Origin of the sequence: Prochlorococcus marinus str. MIT 0919 (assembly GCF_027359375.1) — a bacterium.
GTDB lineage: Bacteria > Cyanobacteriota > Cyanobacteriia > PCC-6307 > Cyanobiaceae > Prochlorococcus_D.
The window spans coordinates 1,364,472-1,381,715 of the sequence record NZ_CP114779.1 but is presented as its reverse complement, the minus strand read 5'-3'; the positions used below and the strand labels follow the sequence as shown (position 1 = coordinate 1,381,715).

At 38.4% G+C, this 17,244-nt stretch carries 19 protein-coding genes; 9 read left to right on the top strand and 10 right to left on the bottom strand.

The genetic code is table 11. The features are described from left to right. From nadC to O5635_RS07530, 3 genes are read left to right on the top strand one after another with little or no spacing between them, the layout of a single operon-like run. Positions 1 to 879, top strand: coding sequence for a carboxylating nicotinate-nucleotide diphosphorylase (gene nadC / locus O5635_RS07540; RefSeq protein ID WP_036902045.1), 879 nt, complete (start codon positions 1 to 3; stop codon positions 877 to 879). After that, positions 879 to 2,690, top strand: coding sequence for an arginine--tRNA ligase (gene argS / locus O5635_RS07535; protein ID WP_036901550.1), 1,812 nt, complete (start codon positions 879 to 881; stop codon positions 2,688 to 2,690). The genes nadC and argS overlap by 1 nt, the downstream gene beginning before the upstream one ends. After that, complete coding sequence (locus O5635_RS07530) at positions 2,690 to 3,805, top strand: pyridoxal phosphate-dependent aminotransferase (protein ID WP_036901553.1); 1,116 nt, start codon at positions 2,690 to 2,692, stop codon at positions 3,803 to 3,805. Before argS ends, O5635_RS07530 begins: the two co-directional genes overlap by 1 nt. Here the strand turns inward: O5635_RS07530 and O5635_RS07525 are convergent. The 6 genes from O5635_RS07525 to prfB all read right to left on the bottom strand — a co-directional run bounded on the left by O5635_RS07525 (position 3,802) and on the right by prfB (position 7,501). Continuing rightward, entirely contained in the window at positions 3,802 to 4,542 is a 741-nt protein-coding gene (locus O5635_RS07525; RefSeq protein ID WP_036901554.1) for an MBL fold metallo-hydrolase, read from the bottom strand. The genes O5635_RS07530 and O5635_RS07525 overlap by 4 nt on opposite strands. After that, positions 4,532 to 5,143, bottom strand: coding sequence for an anthranilate synthase component II (locus O5635_RS07520; RefSeq protein ID WP_036901557.1), 612 nt, complete (start codon positions 5,141 to 5,143; stop codon positions 4,532 to 4,534). The genes O5635_RS07525 and O5635_RS07520 overlap by 11 nt, the downstream gene beginning before the upstream one ends. A gap of 10 nt (positions 5,144 to 5,153) precedes the next feature. After that, entirely contained in the window at positions 5,154 to 5,615 is a 462-nt protein-coding gene (locus O5635_RS07515) for a diacylglycerol kinase family protein (RefSeq protein ID WP_036901559.1), read from the bottom strand. Continuing rightward, entirely contained in the window at positions 5,612 to 6,181 is a 570-nt protein-coding gene (ybeY, locus tag O5635_RS07510; RefSeq protein ID WP_036901561.1) for an rRNA maturation RNase YbeY, read from the bottom strand. The genes O5635_RS07515 and ybeY overlap by 4 nt, the downstream gene beginning before the upstream one ends. Positions 6,182 to 6,189: 8 nt before the next feature. Continuing rightward, positions 6,190 to 6,369: a DUF3285 domain-containing protein gene (locus O5635_RS07505; RefSeq protein WP_036901564.1), complete on the bottom strand. Its 180-nt coding sequence runs from the start codon at positions 6,367 to 6,369 to the stop codon at positions 6,190 to 6,192. Between the two features lie 3 nt (positions 6,370 to 6,372). After that, positions 6,373 to 7,501, bottom strand: a protein-coding gene (prfB, locus tag O5635_RS07500; protein WP_152557298.1) for a peptide chain release factor 2 whose coding sequence is annotated in 2 segments (ribosomal slippage) — positions 6,373 to 7,425 and positions 7,427 to 7,501 — 1,128 coding nt in all. Because the reading frame shifts where the segments join, the coding sequence is not laid out codon by codon here. Between the two features lie 79 nt (positions 7,502 to 7,580). On the opposite strand from prfB, the gene grxC reads away from it, so the two are divergent. After that, positions 7,581 to 7,838 carry a glutaredoxin 3 gene (gene grxC, locus O5635_RS07495; protein ID WP_036901569.1) on the top strand — a complete coding sequence of 86 codons (258 nt, stop codon included), beginning with the start codon at positions 7,581 to 7,583 and terminating at the stop codon, positions 7,836 to 7,838. After that, complete coding sequence (gene gshB / locus O5635_RS07490; protein WP_036901571.1) at positions 7,835 to 8,761, top strand: glutathione synthase; 927 nt, start codon at positions 7,835 to 7,837, stop codon at positions 8,759 to 8,761. The genes grxC and gshB overlap by 4 nt, the downstream gene beginning before the upstream one ends. Here gshB and O5635_RS07485 read toward each other — a convergent pair. Further along, on the bottom strand, positions 8,741 to 10,144 hold the full coding sequence (locus tag O5635_RS07485) for an isochorismate synthase (RefSeq protein WP_036901574.1): 1,404 nt from the start codon (positions 10,142 to 10,144) through the stop codon (positions 8,741 to 8,743). The two genes, gshB and O5635_RS07485, sit on opposite strands and share 21 nt — an antisense overlap. 79 nt (positions 10,145 to 10,223) lie before the next feature. On the opposite strand from O5635_RS07485, the gene menA reads away from it, so the two are divergent. From menA to O5635_RS07470, 3 genes are read left to right on the top strand one after another with little or no spacing between them, the layout of a single operon-like run. Further along, positions 10,224 to 11,195: a 2-carboxy-1,4-naphthoquinone phytyltransferase gene (gene menA, locus O5635_RS07480; protein WP_036902048.1), complete on the top strand. Its 972-nt coding sequence runs from the start codon at positions 10,224 to 10,226 to the stop codon at positions 11,193 to 11,195. Between the two features lie 50 nt (positions 11,196 to 11,245). After that, a complete protein-coding gene (locus tag O5635_RS07475; RefSeq protein WP_269607400.1) occupies positions 11,246 to 12,172 on the top strand; it encodes an o-succinylbenzoate synthase in 927 nt (308 codons plus the stop codon). Then, positions 12,169 to 13,416, top strand: a complete 1,248-nt coding sequence (locus O5635_RS07470) for an AMP-binding protein (protein ID WP_036901578.1) — start codon at positions 12,169 to 12,171, stop codon at positions 13,414 to 13,416. Before O5635_RS07475 ends, O5635_RS07470 begins: the two co-directional genes overlap by 4 nt. Before the next feature lie 42 nt (positions 13,417 to 13,458). On the opposite strand, the gene O5635_RS07465 is transcribed toward O5635_RS07470, so the two are convergent. Both O5635_RS07465 and O5635_RS07460 read right to left on the bottom strand, forming a co-directional pair. Further along, a complete protein-coding gene (locus O5635_RS07465; RefSeq protein WP_036901579.1) occupies positions 13,459 to 13,899 on the bottom strand; it encodes an acyl-CoA thioesterase in 441 nt (146 codons plus the stop codon). 12 nt (positions 13,900 to 13,911) lie between these two features. Beyond that, on the bottom strand, positions 13,912 to 15,096 hold the full coding sequence (locus O5635_RS07460; protein ID WP_036901581.1) for an NAD(P)H-quinone oxidoreductase subunit H: 1,185 nt from the start codon (positions 15,094 to 15,096) through the stop codon (positions 13,912 to 13,914). Positions 15,097 to 15,140: 44 nt separating this feature from the next. On the opposite strand from O5635_RS07460, the gene rsmH reads away from it, so the two are divergent. Beyond that, positions 15,141 to 16,046, top strand: coding sequence for a 16S rRNA (cytosine(1402)-N(4))-methyltransferase RsmH (gene rsmH / locus O5635_RS07455; RefSeq protein ID WP_269607397.1), 906 nt, complete (start codon positions 15,141 to 15,143; stop codon positions 16,044 to 16,046). A gap of 4 nt (positions 16,047 to 16,050) precedes the next feature. Here rsmH and O5635_RS07450 read toward each other — a convergent pair whose 3' ends face one another. Then, positions 16,051 to 17,199 (bottom strand): cysteine desulfurase family protein, encoded by a 1,149-nt coding sequence (locus O5635_RS07450; RefSeq protein WP_036901583.1) that lies wholly within the window; start codon positions 17,197 to 17,199, stop codon positions 16,051 to 16,053. Between the last annotated feature and the right edge of the window lie 45 nt (positions 17,200 to 17,244).

The window sequence follows — 17,244 nt, the reverse complement described above, 5'->3', positions numbered from 1 at the left end:
GTGCATTTGGAAACACCTGCTATTCATCATCTAATAGATCATTGGCTAAAGGAAGATCTTGGGAGGGGTGATCTAACACTGGTGGCCATTAATGAAAAGATTGTTACCGCCAAATGGATAGCAAAGCAAAGTGGTGTTTTTTGTAGTGGGCCTTTAGTCAGAAAAATATTTGAGCGGCTCAATACGGAAGTAGAAGTTCAATTACTCATATCAGAAGGCGAACAATTTCAAAATGGTCAAAAAATTTTAGATATTACTGGGCCAGCATCTGTACTATTAGCTGGTGAGCGAACAGCATTAAACATTGCTATGCATCTTTCAGGAATTGCAACAGCAACAGCAAAACTCGCCAGCGAACTCAAAGGGACCGGCGTGCGACTTGCTGACACTAGAAAAACCACTCCTGGACTGCGTGTCTTAGAGAAATATGCCATAAGATGCGGTGGCGGTGTAAATCACCGCATGGGGCTAGATGATGCAGCAATGCTCAAAGAAAATCACATTGCATGGAGCAATGGTATAGGCAATTCAATTAAAGCTCTCAGAAGTCAAATCCCATGGACAGCAAAAATTATCGTTGAAGTTGAGACTGCCCAGCAAGCTGAAGAATCAATTATAGAGGGTGCTGATGGAATATTGATAGATGAAATGTCGCCTGAAGATTTAAATCATCTAGTGCCGCGCTTGAGAAAATTATCTAAAGACCTAACTAACGTAAGACCTTCACAGATAATTATTGAAGCTTCAGGAATCAACCCATCTAAAATAAAAGATTATGCTCTAACAGGTATTGACCTAATATCTTGCAGTGCACCTATTACAAAAAGCACTTGGATTGATTTCAGTATGCGTTTCGATGATCAAACATTAAATCAATAATGAATAGTATTTACAGAACTCTAGAAAGCCAAATTACAACTGCAGTTACGCTTGCCTTTCCTGTATTAACAACTGATGCTCAGAGGAAAGGGGAGTACTTCAACCCTCAATTAGTTCCAGCATCAAAACCAGAGTTTGGTGACTTTCAAATCAATGGTGCTTTACCACTAGCAAAAATAATAAAACAATCACCAAGAGAAATTGCGGAAGCAATTATAAAACAATTAGAAAAAGACGATGATTTCAAAAAAATATGTATCGCCCCCAAAATCGCTGGTCCAGGCTTTATAAATTTAACCCTTACCAATAACTGTCTTGAGTCTGAAATTAGATCACGACTCAAAGATAGTCGTCTTGGTATCCCACTGGTAAATGCACAAGATGGTGCAGAAAAGCCAAAGCCTGTAGTAGTTGATTTCTCAAGTCCCAACATTGCTAAGGAGATGCATGTTGGTCATTTAAGATCAACAATTATAGGTGACTGTATTGCTCGTATTTTGGAATTCAGAGGGTACTCTGTCCTTCGTCTTAACCATGTTGGTGATTGGGGTACTCAATTCGGAATGTTAATTACATATCTAAAACTGGTAGCACCCGAAGCATTAGAAAAAGCTAATACTATTGATCTTGGAGACTTGGTAGTATTTTATAAAAAAGCAAAAGAACGTTTTGATGAAGACAAAGACTTTCAATTATCATCTCGAGAAGAAGTAGTTAAATTACAAAGCGGAGATCAAAAGAGTTTGCTTGCTTGGCAACTACTATGTAGTCAATCACGTAATGAATTTCAAAAAATCTATGATAGGCTTGATGTTTCTCTTACTGAACGAGGAGAATCTTTTTATAATTCCTATCTAAAAGATGTTGTTGAGGATCTAAGAAAAGAAAATTTGTTAGTGACTGATAATGGTGCAGAATGCGTTTTTCTGGAGGGAATAACTGGGAAAGGAGGTAAACCTTTACCAATAATTGTGCGAAAAAGCGATGGGGGGTTCAACTATGCCACAACTGATCTTGCTGCAATTAGATATAGACTAAAAGAGTTGCCAAAAGGAGATGGAGCAGGTCGAATAATTTATGTGACTGATGCAGGCCAATCAAATCATTTTTCCGGTGTTTTTCAAGTTGCACGTCGTGCTAATTGGCTCCCTAAACATTGTCGTGTTGAACATGTTCCTTTTGGTTTAGTGCAAGGTGAAGATGGTAAGAAATTAAAAACACGTTCTGGTACAACTGTACGTCTAAAAGACCTTTTAGATGAAGCAGTTAAACGAGCTAAAGGTGATTTAGAAAGACGTCTTAGAGAAGAAGGTCGTCATGAAAGTGAGGAATTCATTGAAAAAGTTTCAAGAACCATTGGCATAGCTGCTGTGAAATATGCAGATCTAAGTCAAAATAGAATCACTAATTACCAATTTAATTTTGACAGAATGCTTGCTTTGCAAGGGAATACCGCACCTTATTTGTTATATGCTTGCGTACGTATAAGAGGAATTAATCGCAAAGGAGGAAGTTTTAATAACTTAGAAGGAAAGCTTGTGTTCCATGAGCCCCAAGAATGGAGTTTAATACGAGAGCTATTAAAGTTTGACGAGGTAATTCTAGATTTCGAAAAAGACTTACTCCCTAATCGTCTATGTAACTATCTTTTTGAATTAAGTCAGGTTTTTAATAGATTTTATGATCAAATTCCTGTATTAAAAGCTAAAGAGCCATCAAGGTCTTCTCGTTTAATGCTATGTAGGCTTACAGCTGATACTCTCAAGCTAGGTTTAAGCCTTTTAGGAATACCAAGTTTAGAAAGAATGTAATGAAATTATTTGAATCCACTTTTTTTAAATTACCTAAGCCTCGTCCCGAGATAGTCAATATGGAGCCTTACTCTGCGCCACTAGAGGGTCGTAGAGGTATGCTCAGACTTGATTTCAATGAAAATACAATTGGTCCAAGTCCGAAAGTAATAGAAGCAATTCACAAATTGACTTCTGAAGAAATAGCCGTTTACCCCGAATACAATGGTCTACAAAAAGCTGTAGTTAATAACATAAACTCTTCAGAGTTTTGCAAACCAATCATCCCTCAACAAATTGGATTATTTAATGGTGTTGATGCAGCAATTCACGCCATATTTCATGCTTATGGGGATACAAGGAGTCAATGTATAACAACAACACCTACTTTTGGTTACTACAAGCCTTGTGCATCTATGCAAGGTATGAAAATTCTTGAATTTCCATACGAAGGTCTAGAGTTTCAATTTCCTTTTAATGCAATTTACCAATCACTAGTTGAATTAAAACCTAAAATAATGATGATATGCAATCCCAATAACCCTACAGGGACCATACTACCTGCGAAACAAATACTTGACCTTGCAAAGGCTTCTCCTCAAACATTAATAGTTATTGATGAACTTTATGCAGCTTTCTTAGGAGACAGTGTTTTACCACTAGTTAATTTTGAGACATCTCCAAACATTGTTGTACTGCGATCATTATCTAAAACTTCCGGTTTGGCAGGCTTGCGAATAGGTTTCGCTATTGGCAAGCAAGAAATTATAGATTATATCCTCCGTGTAACAGGTCCTTATGATATCAATAGCTTTGCTGTGGCAGCAGCCTTTGCGGCATTAAATGACCAAAAGTATATTGACAACTATGTCAAAGAAGTATTAAAAGCACGAGTGTGGATAAAAGACCAATTAACGTCTCATAATTATAGGCATCATATTAAGAGTGGTAATTACTTTTTGATCTGGCCAAAATCAAATGCAGCCAAAGTAGTATCATCTCTAAGAGATGAAAAAATATTGGTAAGAAGTATGCAGGGGAAGCAGCTCCTGGATGGATCCTTAAGAGTAAGTATTGGCACAACAGATCAAATGAAACAATTCTGGGAGACCTTTTTAAATAGTGATAGTCGTTAAGGCATTAAATGAACTGTTAGTGAATCAGGTATCTTGCTTTTCAGAGTAAAGCTTCTTCCAACCTCTTTAACTTGAACATCCTTAAGAGCATTTAAAAACGGCTCAATCCCCGTTAAATCACAATTTTTTAGGTTTTTGCCTCTTGCATATTGCACAGGTATCACAATCTTAGGCTTCAGATACTGAACTACTGCTGCAGCCTCTTTGCCGGAATAAACCTTAGAGCCTCCACCAACTGCGATTACTAAAACATCTGGTCTCCCAAAAAGTAATTTTTGCTGCAGTTTTAGTGGAGTCACACTCCCACCAAGGTGTATGAAATTAGTTCCATCTTGAACCCATTGCCAGGCAGTAGTAAAGCCATACCTCCTGCCTCCAAAGCGGTCATGAGGGGCTTGAACTCCTTCTATTTTTAAATCACGAACTCTATAGGACCCTGGTTCGGAAAAGAAAATTCCTTTCACATTTCTATTCCCTTCATCAGCCAATTCTGAACTTGCAAGCACTACGTCTGCTTGCAAGTTATTTAGTTTCTTCAATCCCTCAGCGCAACCAACTGTCTTAAAAGGGTTTAACAAAACTGAATAGCCACCTCCTTTAATTAAGAGAGCGCTATGACCATAACTAGTAATACGAATACGATCCGCTTTAACCGGTGCAATCGCTGTAAAAGTGAGAACAATCCCAAGAAAAGTCTTCTTAAATATTGATCCTGAGAGAAAGTGATTAAAAATCATGATTTCTTATTGATTCTGCTGAAGCTAAAAAATTGCTAAGTAATAAATGACCAGAGTCAGTGAGGACACTTTCCGGATGAAATTGAACTCCGTGAAGGCAAGGGTAATTCCTGTGACGAATCCCCATAATTGTCCCATCTTTTAGCCATGCTGTGACCTCCAGGCAATCAGGTAGATTTTTTTGATTGGCTATCAAGCTGTGATACCTAGTTGCAACAAAAGGATTAGGCATTTTTAAAAATACTCCTTCACCATTATGAAAAACTTTAGATGTCTTTCCATGCATAAGCTCTTTGGCTTGAATAATTTCACCTCCAAAAACCTGTGCAATCGCTTGATGACCTAAGCAAACCCCAAGGATAGGTACTTGAGAAGCAATTTCTCTAAGAATTTCTAAGCAAACACCTGATTGATTAGGGTCACCAGGACCTGGTGATAAAAGGATAGCTGCTGGATTTATACTTTTAACTTGAGAAATAGTTAGCGCATCATTACGTTCTACTCGAATATTTTGTGCTATTGGATGATCTAAAGCTAACTCGCCTAAATACTGAACAAGATTGAAAGTAAAGCTATCATAATTGTCAATAACTAAAAGCATTTATAAAACCTCAGAAATTTAAACGATCTAAAAGTTTAGGAAGTATTAAAAGAACAGCAACAAGCACTGAGCTAATGGAGGCAATGAGCACAGCAGCAGCTGAACAATCTTTTGCAATACGTGCTAAAGGATGAAAGCGTCTACCAATAGAAAGATCAACCACTGCTTCTATAGCCGTATTTAGTAGCTCTAAAACTAAAACAGATGCAATGGTAAGTACAAGTATCGCAAGATTATAAACAGGTAATTCAAGCCAAATGCTTAAGAAGCTAACAATACATGCAATAGCAACATGTATTCGAAAATTACGTTCACTCGAAAAACCATACTTAATACCTTGAGCGGCATATTGAAAACTAGCAGGCAAATCTTTCGCTATGAGCCACGAATCTCTTCTCAAGGGTCTTTTGGCATGACTAGTCAACTCTGTGACCTTTTCCCTTGCCAAATCTTCATTACTGGGATTCGTCAATTGTAAATGCCTCCTGAAGCAACAATTGAGGAAGTATCCTTGATTTTAAGGAGCTTGTCTTGAAAATTCAACATCTCATCAAGCCTCATCTCTGTTGGATGATCCCAACCCAATAAATGTAGAAGTCCATGAGTAACTAACCAACATAATTCTCTTGTCAAAGAATGTTTCTGCTCATTGGCTTGTTTATTTGCTGTTTGTACAGAAACAATAATATCGCCCAACTCAATACATTGTAATTGCGGGGAAAACAAACTATTCTTATCAAGTGTAGGAAAAGAAATTACATCTGTAACCTCATCTTTATGCCGCCACTGTTTATTGATCTTGATCATATCTTCATCATTAACAAGATGTAATCCAATACTAAATTGATTAACTTCTTTGACCAAGTTTGGGCAAAAGGTCAGATCATTAATGCGAATAAATTTAATCCAAGATTCTAACTTACTCAGCCAAATCTCCGAATCTATTAAAAGATCACTTTGCATTTTATTAGAATCTTTAAAACCATGAAATGCAAGTTCTAAATTAACTTCTGAAGGTATTTTCTTCTGTTTATACATATTATAAATCAGTTAGGGATTGTTGGCCTCCCAAGGGATGCAATCACTAAAATGAAAATCAGGAAGCCAAAGGCAGTAAGAGACAAGTGCCAGAGACTTTGACTACCCTTCCGCACCATATTCTTCATTGCTAGCTTAACAAAGCTTGGAGGTGGAGCCTTCTTTTCAGTAGAAGATCTTTGATTCATGAATTAATTCTCTAAAGTATTTTGAGCTTTTTCTATACCTTGTAATAAAAGTGACTGAATAAAGGAATCTATATTTCCGTTCATGACTCCCTCTATATCAGTGGACTCTTTAGCTGTTCGCAAATCTTTAACCATCTGATATGGATGAAAAACGTAATTACGAATTTGATTCCCCCATGCTGCTTCAACAATGTCTCCACGGATATCTGCTATTTCAGACGCTCGTTGTTCTTGCGCAACAACCATTAACTTTGCCTTGAGCAAAGTTAATGCCTTATCTTTATTTTGTAATTGAGAGCGTTCTTGAGTACAACGGACTGCTAAACCTGTGGGTACATGAAGAATACGGACTGCGGTTTCTACTTTATTAACATTTTGTCCTCCTGCCCCCCCAGATCGACTTGTAGTTACTTCTAAATCCTTTTCAGGAATATCTAATTGCACCTCATCTTCAAGTTTGGGCATTACCTCTACACCTGCAAAACTTGTTTGCCTTTTGCCATTTGCATTAAATGGAGAGATTCTGACCAACCTGTGTGTACCTTTTTCATGCTGTAAATAACCATATGCATAGCGCCCTTCAATCTCAATGGTCACACTCTTAATACCAGCCTCTTCCCCTTCAGAGAGCTCGTTAATACTTACTTTCATGTCATGGTCCTCTGCCCAGCGTGTATACATCCTTAGAAGCATTTGAGCCCAATCTTGAGCATCAGTTCCTCCTGCTCCAGCATTAATGGACAAAACTGCACCTTCGATATCATATGGACCGCTTAAAAGCCTTTCTAATTCCCAAAGATCAAGATCTGTTTTTAATTTAGCTAAGCCCTTAGTTGCAATAAGCAAAATCTCATCATCATGATCAAGTTCATATAGTTCTAAAGAAACTTGAGCATCCTCTAGTACTCCATTCCATTCAACTAATTTTGATAATTGCGCTTTCACATCATCAAGCTTCCTCATTTCTTTCTTCGCTTTTTGCTGGTCATTCCAAAACTCAGGCTGAGAAGCTATTTGTTCCAAATCTTTCTGCAGTGCATTCAATGCTGGAATGTCAAAGACAGTCCTGAGCATTGCTCAGGCGCTTAGTAAGCAAAGAGAGATCTCTCTTGAAATCTGACAAATCTTGCACTTCTAAAATCAATACAGACTTAAAGAAACTATAAGCATAGGGAACCTACATGGGATGATCTTCAGAGAATCATGATCACATGGCAAAAGTTGAAATCTACACGTGGCAGTATTGTCCATTCTGTATTCGTGCGAAGCAACTCCTTCACACAAAAGGAGTAACTTTTCAAGAATACCCAATTGATAAAGATGAAAACGGACGTAGGGAAATGACAGAAAGGGCTAATGGGCGATCTACGGTTCCTCAAATCTTTATTAATGAAAAAGGTATAGGGGGATGCGATGAACTCTATAAACTTGAAGAAAATAACGAATTAGATGCTCTGCTAAATCAATGAAACAACTTTTTGTTCTTGACCCCATAAAACAAATAAATCCAATTAAAGACTCTTCCGCCGCATTAATGGAAGCAGCTCATAAAGCATCTATAGAAGTTTGGGTGTGCACCCCATCAGATCTTCAAGCAAAAGGAGACAGAGCAGGAGTATTTGCAAGCCATGTGTGGCCTACTCCATGGATAAAAATTGATCCACCTCAAAATCTCTATTTGAATCAATTTGATTGCATTTGGATGCGTAAAGATCCTCCAGTCGATGAAGCTTTTTTATATGCAACTCATTTACTTGAAGTTGCCGAACGCGAAGGAGTTCTTGTTTTAAATAAACCATCCTCCCTGAGAGCATGGAATGAAAAACTTGGTGCCCTTAGATTTAGCAAATTAATGGCTCCCACACTAGTCGCAAGTAGAGTTCATGAATTAAAAGCTTTTGCCAAAGAGCAAGGTGAGGTAGTCCTTAAGCCATTAGGAGGGAAAGGTGGCCAAGGAGTGATTCGAATAGCAAATGAAGCAGAAGGGCTTGAAGCAATCTTAGAATTGGTTACATCACAAGAGACATTGCCAGTAATGATGCAGAAATTTCTGCCAAAAGTATTAGAAGGAGATAAAAGAATTTTGCTCGTGAATGGTATAGCGTATGGAGCAATTAATCGACGTCCAAAATTAGGAGATTTTCGAAGTAATCTTGCGTTAGGAGGTACAGCAGAAGCTACAGATTTATCTAAGCGGGAAAAAGAAATTTGTGAAGAACTGTCTCCTGCATTAAGAAATGAAGGTTTATTTTTCGTTGGAATAGATGTTATTGGCGGAATGTTAAGTGAAATCAATGTCACCAGTCCAACCGGTATTCGAGAAGTTGAAAGCCTTATGAATATCCCTCTAGCCGAAAGGGTTATCAATGAATTACTTAAAAGTTTTTCTTGAAAATTCAGCTTTAGATAAAATTTGATCTGCCATAACAGCCAATTTTATTCTAACTTCTTCTAACTCTTTCTCTACTATTGAGCCTCTTACAAGGCCTGCTCCTGCTATTAAATCCAATTTTAAACCTCGTAGATAACCACACCGAATAGCAACCCTAAATTCGCAATTGCCAGCAAGGTCAACCCATCCTACCGGGGCTGCATAATTTCCACGCTCAAACGACTCGAGTGCTCGTAACCATTTAACAGCATTTGTGCGTGGTAAGCCCGCGACTGCTGGTGTTGGATGCAATACCTCAGCTAATTGCAGTGGAAGGGTGGTGTGCGATATAGCAGTGATAGGTGTGTGCAAGTGCACTAAATGACCGTGCTTTGCTAATCGAGGGCTTCTTGATCTATAGGGCTTTAACCCATAATTGCTCATCTGGGTCAAAATCGAAGTCACAACAAGCTCGTGTTCTCTCAAATCTTTTTCTGAGCTTAGAAGAGCGTCTCCATCCTTTAACAATGCAGTTCCTGCTAGAGCATCCGTACTGATCTGGCCTTGCCGAACACTTAATAAGCGTTCTGGAGATGCACCAAAAAACGACTCGTTTTGAGACCGTTTCCAAAGAAATCGACAACTCCCTGGTTGTCGATTTCGAAGATTAGCCAAGAGCAACAATGGTTTTAATGGCTCTTGGAGAACAACAGATTTTTTTACTGCTAAAACTAATTTCTTTAACTCTCCAGAATTAACTATCTCAATACCCTTCTGTAGAGCAGAACGATAATTTTTTTGCCAATTCTGAGATATTGGAATACCGCCATTAGCCTGAGCAAATGAGGGGATTGTTGGATCAATATTTAAAACAACACTTTCACGCATCAACCATAGTTGTTCAGCACAGGTCCTTACATCAGCTGCATTAGAAATGACAGAGTTTAGCCGTAACCAAGTATGACCAGACTGTCTACTTAACTGCCAACTTGGCAAAATCGCTTGAACTGCAGGAATGATATTTGTATCAATTTTAATTTCAGAAGTTTGTTCGAAAAAGGTAAACGCAAGTAAAACTTTAGGCTTGGAATGAGAAGGGGTGTCAGGACTGCCATCTATTAACCGACCAAGAGTTTCATTGGAAAATCTTTGAGCTAACTCAAATCGTCTTGGGCCCACTAATTCAAAATTTTGACATTTACCAGCAGCAGCAATACAAAGTCCTGGAGTCCTATCCCACAAAAAGCTAAATTGTTGTTTATTTGCAATTACCGGTAATTGAACTAACGGGTCAACATCTTGAACTGATAAGGCCAAACTCAACACAAAGTCATCCGACCGCTTTTGCGACCAAGCTTTTAACGAAGCTTGCAAAAATTCACTGAAAGTTGGGTCACATTTCATACCTAATTAGGCACAGATCAACGAGACTGACCAAATGTATACACCGTTATTCAGACTAAAGGGAGGAAATCAAAAACCAATGCAAGATCAAAATGCTGTTGCATCACTTCACTCCTCCAAAAGAGAACAAAAAAAGCTCTGGAGAAAAGCAATCAAATGGCCTTTATATTCCGTAGCTGTGATGCCAGTGCTTTTGGCTGCAGGGTGGAAGTTAGGCAATGGAGAAATCATTCGTTTTGACCAATTTATAGGTTTTTTAGTGGCGTCAATTCTTTTATTGATATGGGAGAACCTGACCAATGATCTTTTTGATGCAGAAACTGGGGTCGATGAATTCAAGTTCCACTCTGTTGTAGCACTTACAGGGCGAAAAAAACTTGTTAGGAATGTGGCCTATTTCACACTGCTTTTAGGTCTTGTAATGATGTCAATACTAGCCATGAAAAGTGATCCCTCAGTTTTATTACTAGTGCTAGGAAGTTGTATTCTGGGATATTTATATCAAGGTCCTCCCTTTAGGCTCGGATATCAAGGCTTGGGAGAATCTTTGTGTTGGATTGCTTTTGGCCCCTTTGCTACAGCAGCAGCATTATTAGTACTTTCGCCTAATACATCCAATCAAGCTTCAATCCCATGGATTACAGCCACCATATTGGGCGCAGGCCCAGCACTAGCCACATCATTAGTCCTCTTTTGTGCACAGTTCCACCAAGTAAAAGAAGATGCTAAGCATGGCAAGAGAACCCTTTTAGTCAGGCTAGGTACTAAACAAGCAGCCACACTAGTGCCATGGATCATAATTGTTAGCCTTATTGTCGAATGGATACCGATCTTTTTAGGCCATTTCCCTATTACAGCTCTTTTTAGTGCAATAGCTCTTCCGTCAGCAATATCACTAATACGTTTACTGAAAGAAAATCACAACAATCAGCTCCTTCTCAGCGAAAGTAAATTTTTAGCATTACGTTTTCAAACCCTTAATGGTTTAGGGCTGAGCTTAGGAATTGCGATAGCACATCCGCTGGGCATTCACTTGGCCAACTCTCTGTAAAGGTATGTATGTCCTTGTATCTTTCAACTAAACCATTTTATTTTCAACTCTTGAGACCTCTAAAAACTTCTCAGGGTATTCTTGAGTCAAAATCAGGTTTTTTGATACAAATTCAAGATGACAATGCACATATTGGATGGGGCGAAGTCGCTCCAATAGAGAAATCAGAATTAAAAATCTGTGAATCAATATTGAAAGAGATTGGCAATTCGCCAACACGTAATCAACTTGAAAAGGATATCGGAAGTTGGCCAGGAACATTAGGATTTGGGATCGGAGCCGCCTTGGCAGAATTAGACTGTCTAATAGGTAGTCAATCCACTCAAGAATGGCTTCCATCACCAAAGTCGGCAATTCTATTACCAACTGATAAGTCTCCAATAGAAACATTGATGCCAATATTGAAAAGCAATAAAAATCAACAGCAAAAGTTAACTTTTAAGTGGAAGGTCGGTAATTATTCCAACGAAATTGAAAAGAAATTAATACATGACATCCTGGTTATCCTTCCAAACGAGTGCCGTCTAAGATTAGATGTGAATGGTGGATGGCAACGTGCACAAGCTATGGATTGGGTCAACAATTTATACCTAGAGCCTAAAATTGAATGGATAGAACAACCATTACCAGCAAATGATATTGCAGGGTTACAAGAGCTTTCTAAAAAAATGCCCATTGCCCTCGATGAATCACTCCTATCCACACCTTCGCTAAGAGGAACTTGGGACAGTTGGCAAATACGTAGACCAACACTTGAAGGTGATCCAAGACTCTTATTAAAGACAATGCATAAAGACAGTAGATATATAGCTATTAGCACATCTTTCGAGACTGGAATTGGTCTGCGTTGGGTAAATCACTTTGCAGGTCTGCAAGCAAAAGGAGCTACCCCAACCGCACCAGGAATGGCACCAGGCTGGTGTCCAGTTGATAATTTATTTAGTGCTAATCCAAAATTAGTATGGAAAGCAGCATGAACAATATAATCCGAATTACATGTGACCCTGAATTTGCCAAAGAATGTTCTACAAAAATTGATCATGCAATAATAGAAGAGGAATGGGTTCAGTTAACAACTAAATATAAACAAACAACTCATATTGCAAAGGAGTTGCTCCCAAAAGGTCCCGGAATAATTATGAACAGTGGAGGAAGTACACAAATATCTCATCAATGTCTACTACCAGTTAGTCATCTAAACCAATCGGCATTTGCTACGAAGAGATGGCTGGAAACACAAGAGATAAATCCTGCAAAGTGTTTCATTTTTCATACGCTACCAATACATCACGTAAGTGGATTGATGTCGTGGTGGCGTAGTCGTTGCTGGGGTTCACAGCAGATGTTCATCAAGCCTTCGATAATGAAAAATCCGCAAGAACTAATAGATGCTTGCAATCCTTTCTTGAAAAATAGGGAATTATCAAAAATAACATCCTTAGTACCGACTCAACTCAATCGATTATTACAATGCCCAGCTGGTATAACATGGCTTCAGTCATTCAATCTTATATGGATAGGCGGCGCACCAATATCGAAAAACCTAATTCATAATTCAAGAAATTTAGGTATTCGATTATCACCCTGCTATGGAGCGAGTGAAACAACAGCAATGGTGACTGCTCAAAGGCCTGACGACTTCCTTGCAGGTCAAACTAATTTGGGCAGGCCATTAATAGATGTTGAATTACGCATCGGAGAAAACAAACGCTTACAAATCAAAACACCAAGGTTAGTACATTCCTTTCTTCAAGAAGGAAAGATAGCGAAAATCACCTTAAATAATGGTTGGTGGGATTCGGGAGATTTTGCAGAGCTAATTAACTATAAAGGTAATAATCATTTGAGAATCATAGGAAGAGTTGATACTGCAATCCATTCAGGGGGAGAAACCATCTTCCCTGAAGTACTAAAGCATCGTTTACTTGATGCTTGTAAGAAAAATAATTTGCCAATTAAAGAGCTTTTATTTATACCAGTTCAGGATGCAGAGTGGGGAGAAAGATTGGTCTCCCTTGTACGTCTACAAGAAAATATCGATAAAAAACTCTTAGAAAATATTTTTAATAAACTTGAGCAACTGGTTGGGGAGTGGACTCCTTGCGAACGCCCTATGAATTGGTATATATGTCCAGAACTGAAAACTAATGAATGCGGTAAATGGGAAATACTAAAATGGAAATCTTGGGTAGAAAGTAAGAAGAAGAAAAAACAATGTTAAAAATCAAGGTAGTAACGAACAAATTTTAAAATCTAAAGCTCGTTAATCCAGTACTGATGCCTCTAACCAAGCTTTAATTGGACCAGATAATTCACAGGAAACTCTTGTTCTTGAATTAATAGCTTGATGATGCACTAGACCTTCAGCGACATATTCCGAGCCCCGCTTGAATTTAGTCAAAATTTGAAATCGACCTAAAGTTATTGTTTTAGGCAAAAGTTCGAGTTCAATATTGTCTCCGGTTCTGAGTGGTTTCCAAAAATCAGCAGAGCAGTGCACTACAGGAATTGCTATTAAAGGCTCATGAGTTTTATCGAGAATATTTGGAAAAATTTCAGATGCGTTAACTCCAAACCTATTTAGACTTTCTTCCCAAGCTTCATGACACCAACGAAAAATCTGATAAAAGTGAACAACTCCAGCGGAATCTGTTTCGCCAAAACGAACAACACGTTTAAGATGCAGCCAATCAGAAGAGAGCAAAGTATCTAAAATTTAGCGATCTACTGAACCCATGATCACATCAATTGAGCCAAGGATAGCCATAATATCCGCGACTTTTGCACCTTTAAGAATATGAGGGAGAACTTGCAAATTATTTAAATCTGCAGCTCTGATTTTAAATCTCCATGGAGTGACATCGTTTTTACCCTGAATAAATACACCAATTTCTCCTTTCCCAGACTCTAAACGCGTATAAAGTTCTCCATTAGGAATCTTAAAAGTTGGCGCAACTTTCTTAGCAAGATATTGGTAATCAAAACCTCCTAGGCTTCCACCTTTTCCTTCGAGTGTACGTGAAGCTTCTAGGTTCTCAGTAGGTCCTCCTGGAATCATGTCACATGCTTGCTTCAAAATCTTTAACGACTGTCTCATTTCCTCAATTCGGACTCGGTATCTAGCAAAACAATCACCTTCTTTCTCGCAGGCAATAGACCAATCAAAGTCGTCATAACACTCATAATGATCTACTTTGCGCAAGTCCCATGCAACTCCGGAAGCACGTAGCATAGGCCCAGAAAGGCTCCAGTTAATCGCATCTTCACGTGAAATAGCTCCTAACCCCTCTATTCGTCTGCGGAAAATTGGATTATTAGTTATCAATTTTTCATATTCATCAATCTTGGGGCCAAACCATTCGCAGAAATCCTTACATTTCTCAAGCCATCCCCAAGGAAGATCACAAGCAACACCGCCTATACGAAAATAATTATTGTTAATTAATCTTTGACCTGTAGCAGCCTCCCAAAGGTCATAAATCATTTCCCGTTCTCTAAAAATATAAAAGAAAGGGGTCTGAGCGCCTACATCAGCCAAAAAAGGACCCAGCCAGAGAAGATGATTGGCAATTCTATTAAGTTCAAGCATCAAGACTCTGATGTAACTAGCTCGCTTTGGTACAACAATGTTGGCCAACCGCTCTGGGGCATTAACCACAATTGCTTCATAAAACATCCCCGCCGCATAGTCCATCCGACTGACATATGGAACAAACATCACATTTGTTCGATTCTCAGCAATTTTCTCCATACCCCTATGGAGATAACCAATTACTGGCTCACAATCAATTACATCTTCACCATCAAGTGTGACTACTAAACGCAATACACCATGCATTGAAGGATGATGGGGGCCAAAATTGACCACCATTGGCTCTGTTCGCGTTTCAAGCTGCGACATGCGGCCTGTACTTAAAAGTAATACTTTGATATTAGGGAGCAGTCATGCAAGAAGAATCAAAAGTTGCCACTTCTAATTTCAATCACACACCTGTGCTTGCGAATGAGCTGATTCAATTAATAGCAAAACTACCCGAGAATCTAAAAGAACAAGGCTTAATGCTTGATGCAACTGTTGGTGGTGGAGGGCATTCTTCCTTAGTGCTAAAGGAATTTCCGAGCATCAGTGTTATTGGACTTGATCAAGATCCAGAAGCAATAAAAGCTGCTTCTCAAAAGCTAAAAATTTATAAAAATAGAGCAAAAGTTAACAATATTAACTTTGCCAACTTCAATTCAGCTGAAAAATTTTGCGCGGTTTTCGCAGATCTAGGAGTCAGTAGTCCTCAATTAGATGAAGCAACAAGAGGATTTAGTTTTCAAAAAGATGGTCCATTAGATATGAGAATGAATCCGTTTGAGGGGATTACTGCTGCAGACTTAATTGATGACTTAAGTGAAAGAGATTTAGCAGATATAATCTTTAAGTATGGTGAAGAAAAGCTATCGAGAAGAATTGCAAAAAAAATCAAAGATGACTTAGCGAATAAAGGAGCTTATTCAGGCACAAAATCATTAGCATATGCAATATCAGGCTGTTACCCACAAAAATTAAGGCATAGACGAATTCATCCTGCTACTAAAACTTTTCAAGCGCTAAGAATCGCTATTAATAAAGAATTAGATGTTCTTTCCTTGCTTCTAAAGAAGGCACCAGAATGGATTTTACCGGGCGGTATTTTTGCCATTATTAGCTTCCACTCTCTTGAAGACAGATTGGTAAAGCATGCATTTAAAAATGATGATCGGCTAGACATACTTACACGTAAACCAATACTCGCAAGCAACCAAGAAATATCATTGAATCCAAGAAGTCGTAGTGCTAAATTACGAATTTCTCAGAAAATATAGTCGGTCAACACCTCAATTGCTTAATGACTTCTGAAATGATACTAATAGCCTTATTAATTTCTTCCATAGTTGTTTCTCTTCCTAAGCTTAATCTTAAAGAAGATTCAGCTTCAATAGAGTTTCTACCAAGTGCTCTTAAGACATGGGAAGGCGAGCCATTACTACAGGCAGATGAACTGCTACAATTGATAAATCGCCGCAATTCTTTATGCAATTTTCTTCCATTTACTCTTAATACTGTAAAGTTAAGATTATGAGGAAGACGCTCTATTAATGATCCATTTAAAAGCAAGTCTGGTATATCTTTTTTCAAGCCATTCCATAACTGATTTCTCAAAGAAGATAGCTTTAAAGAATTTTCTTTTTGCTCTTTATACGCTATCTCGGCCGCTTTGGCTAAGCCTATTACTAATGGCACAGGTATAGTTCCTGGCCTTAGATTTTGCTCTTGATCACCACCCCAAAGCAAAGGTTGTATAGGCATATCTTTGTTAATAATTAATGCACCTATACCTTTTGGACCATAGATCTTATGACCACTCAAACTAAATAAATCAACTCCTAATCTATCTAGTTTTATTGGTAAATGGCCAAACGCTTGAGCACCATCACTATGCAGAGAAGCTCCATATTTACTACATAATGACGCTATTTTAGGAATGGGTTGAATTACACCTATTTCATTATTTGCGGCCATTATACTTACCATAAATGTATCATCTTCAAATGCATCTTCTAATTTTTCTAAATCAATTAAGCCATCGGATTTAGTAGATAATTGAGTAACACTAAAGCCCTCTCTATGAAGTTGTAAAATAGGGTCAAGAATTGAATTGTGCTCAGTTTTAAGTGTAATCAAATGGCCAGGCTTACCATTCTTCAAAGCTTCTGCTCGTGCATGACCTAGCAAAGCTAAATTATTAGATTCTGTAGCTCCACTAGTAAAGACAACCAATTCAGGAGACACTCCTAGGATGGACGCTAACGTTTCGCGAGCATTAGATATAGCGGCTGATGCATAAATGCCTGCGCGATTCTGTCTATTGGATGGGTTACCCCAAAAGGCCTCCCAATAGGGCTCCATGGCTTTAAGAACCAAAGGAGAACAAGGGGTTGTGGATTGATAGTCGAAGTCCAGTGGTTTTTCCGGCATGACCCCCCTCGTGAAAATCACTACAACATCAATATCCTGAGTGAT

Bases quoted from the DNA above. Each gene is read 5' to 3' on its own strand.
- grxC (WP_036901569.1), top strand. From the start codon at position 7,581: ATGGCAAAAGTTGAAATCTACACGTGGCAGTATTGTCCATTCTGTATT.
- O5635_RS07520 (WP_036901557.1), bottom strand. From the start codon at position 5,143: ATGCTTTTAGTTATTGACAATTATGATAGCTTTACTTTCAATCTTGTT.
- gshB (WP_036901571.1), top strand. From the start codon at position 7,835: ATGAAACAACTTTTTGTTCTTGACCCCATAAAACAAATAAATCCAATT.
- O5635_RS07485 (WP_036901574.1), bottom strand. From the start codon at position 10,144: ATGAAATGTGACCCAACTTTCAGTGAATTTTTGCAAGCTTCGTTAAAA.
- ybeY (WP_036901561.1), bottom strand. From the start codon at position 6,181: ATGTATAAACAGAAGAAAATACCTTCAGAAGTTAATTTAGAACTTGCA.
- O5635_RS07460 (WP_036901581.1), bottom strand. From the start codon at position 15,096: ATGTCGCAGCTTGAAACGCGAACAGAGCCAATGGTGGTCAATTTTGGC.
- menA (WP_036902048.1), top strand. From the start codon at position 10,224: ATGCAAGATCAAAATGCTGTTGCATCACTTCACTCCTCCAAAAGAGAA.
- O5635_RS07525 (WP_036901554.1), bottom strand. From the start codon at position 4,542: ATGATTTTTAATCACTTTCTCTCAGGATCAATATTTAAGAAGACTTTT.
- O5635_RS07450 (WP_036901583.1), bottom strand. From the start codon at position 17,199: ATGCCGGAAAAACCACTGGACTTCGACTATCAATCCACAACCCCTTGT.
- O5635_RS07530 (WP_036901553.1), top strand. From the start codon at position 2,690: ATGAAATTATTTGAATCCACTTTTTTTAAATTACCTAAGCCTCGTCCC.
- argS (WP_036901550.1), top strand. From the start codon at position 879: ATGAATAGTATTTACAGAACTCTAGAAAGCCAAATTACAACTGCAGTT.
- O5635_RS07470 (WP_036901578.1), top strand. From the start codon at position 12,169: ATGAACAATATAATCCGAATTACATGTGACCCTGAATTTGCCAAAGAA.
- O5635_RS07505 (WP_036901564.1), bottom strand. From the start codon at position 6,369: ATGAATCAAAGATCTTCTACTGAAAAGAAGGCTCCACCTCCAAGCTTT.
- rsmH (WP_269607397.1), top strand. From the start codon at position 15,141: ATGCAAGAAGAATCAAAAGTTGCCACTTCTAATTTCAATCACACACCT.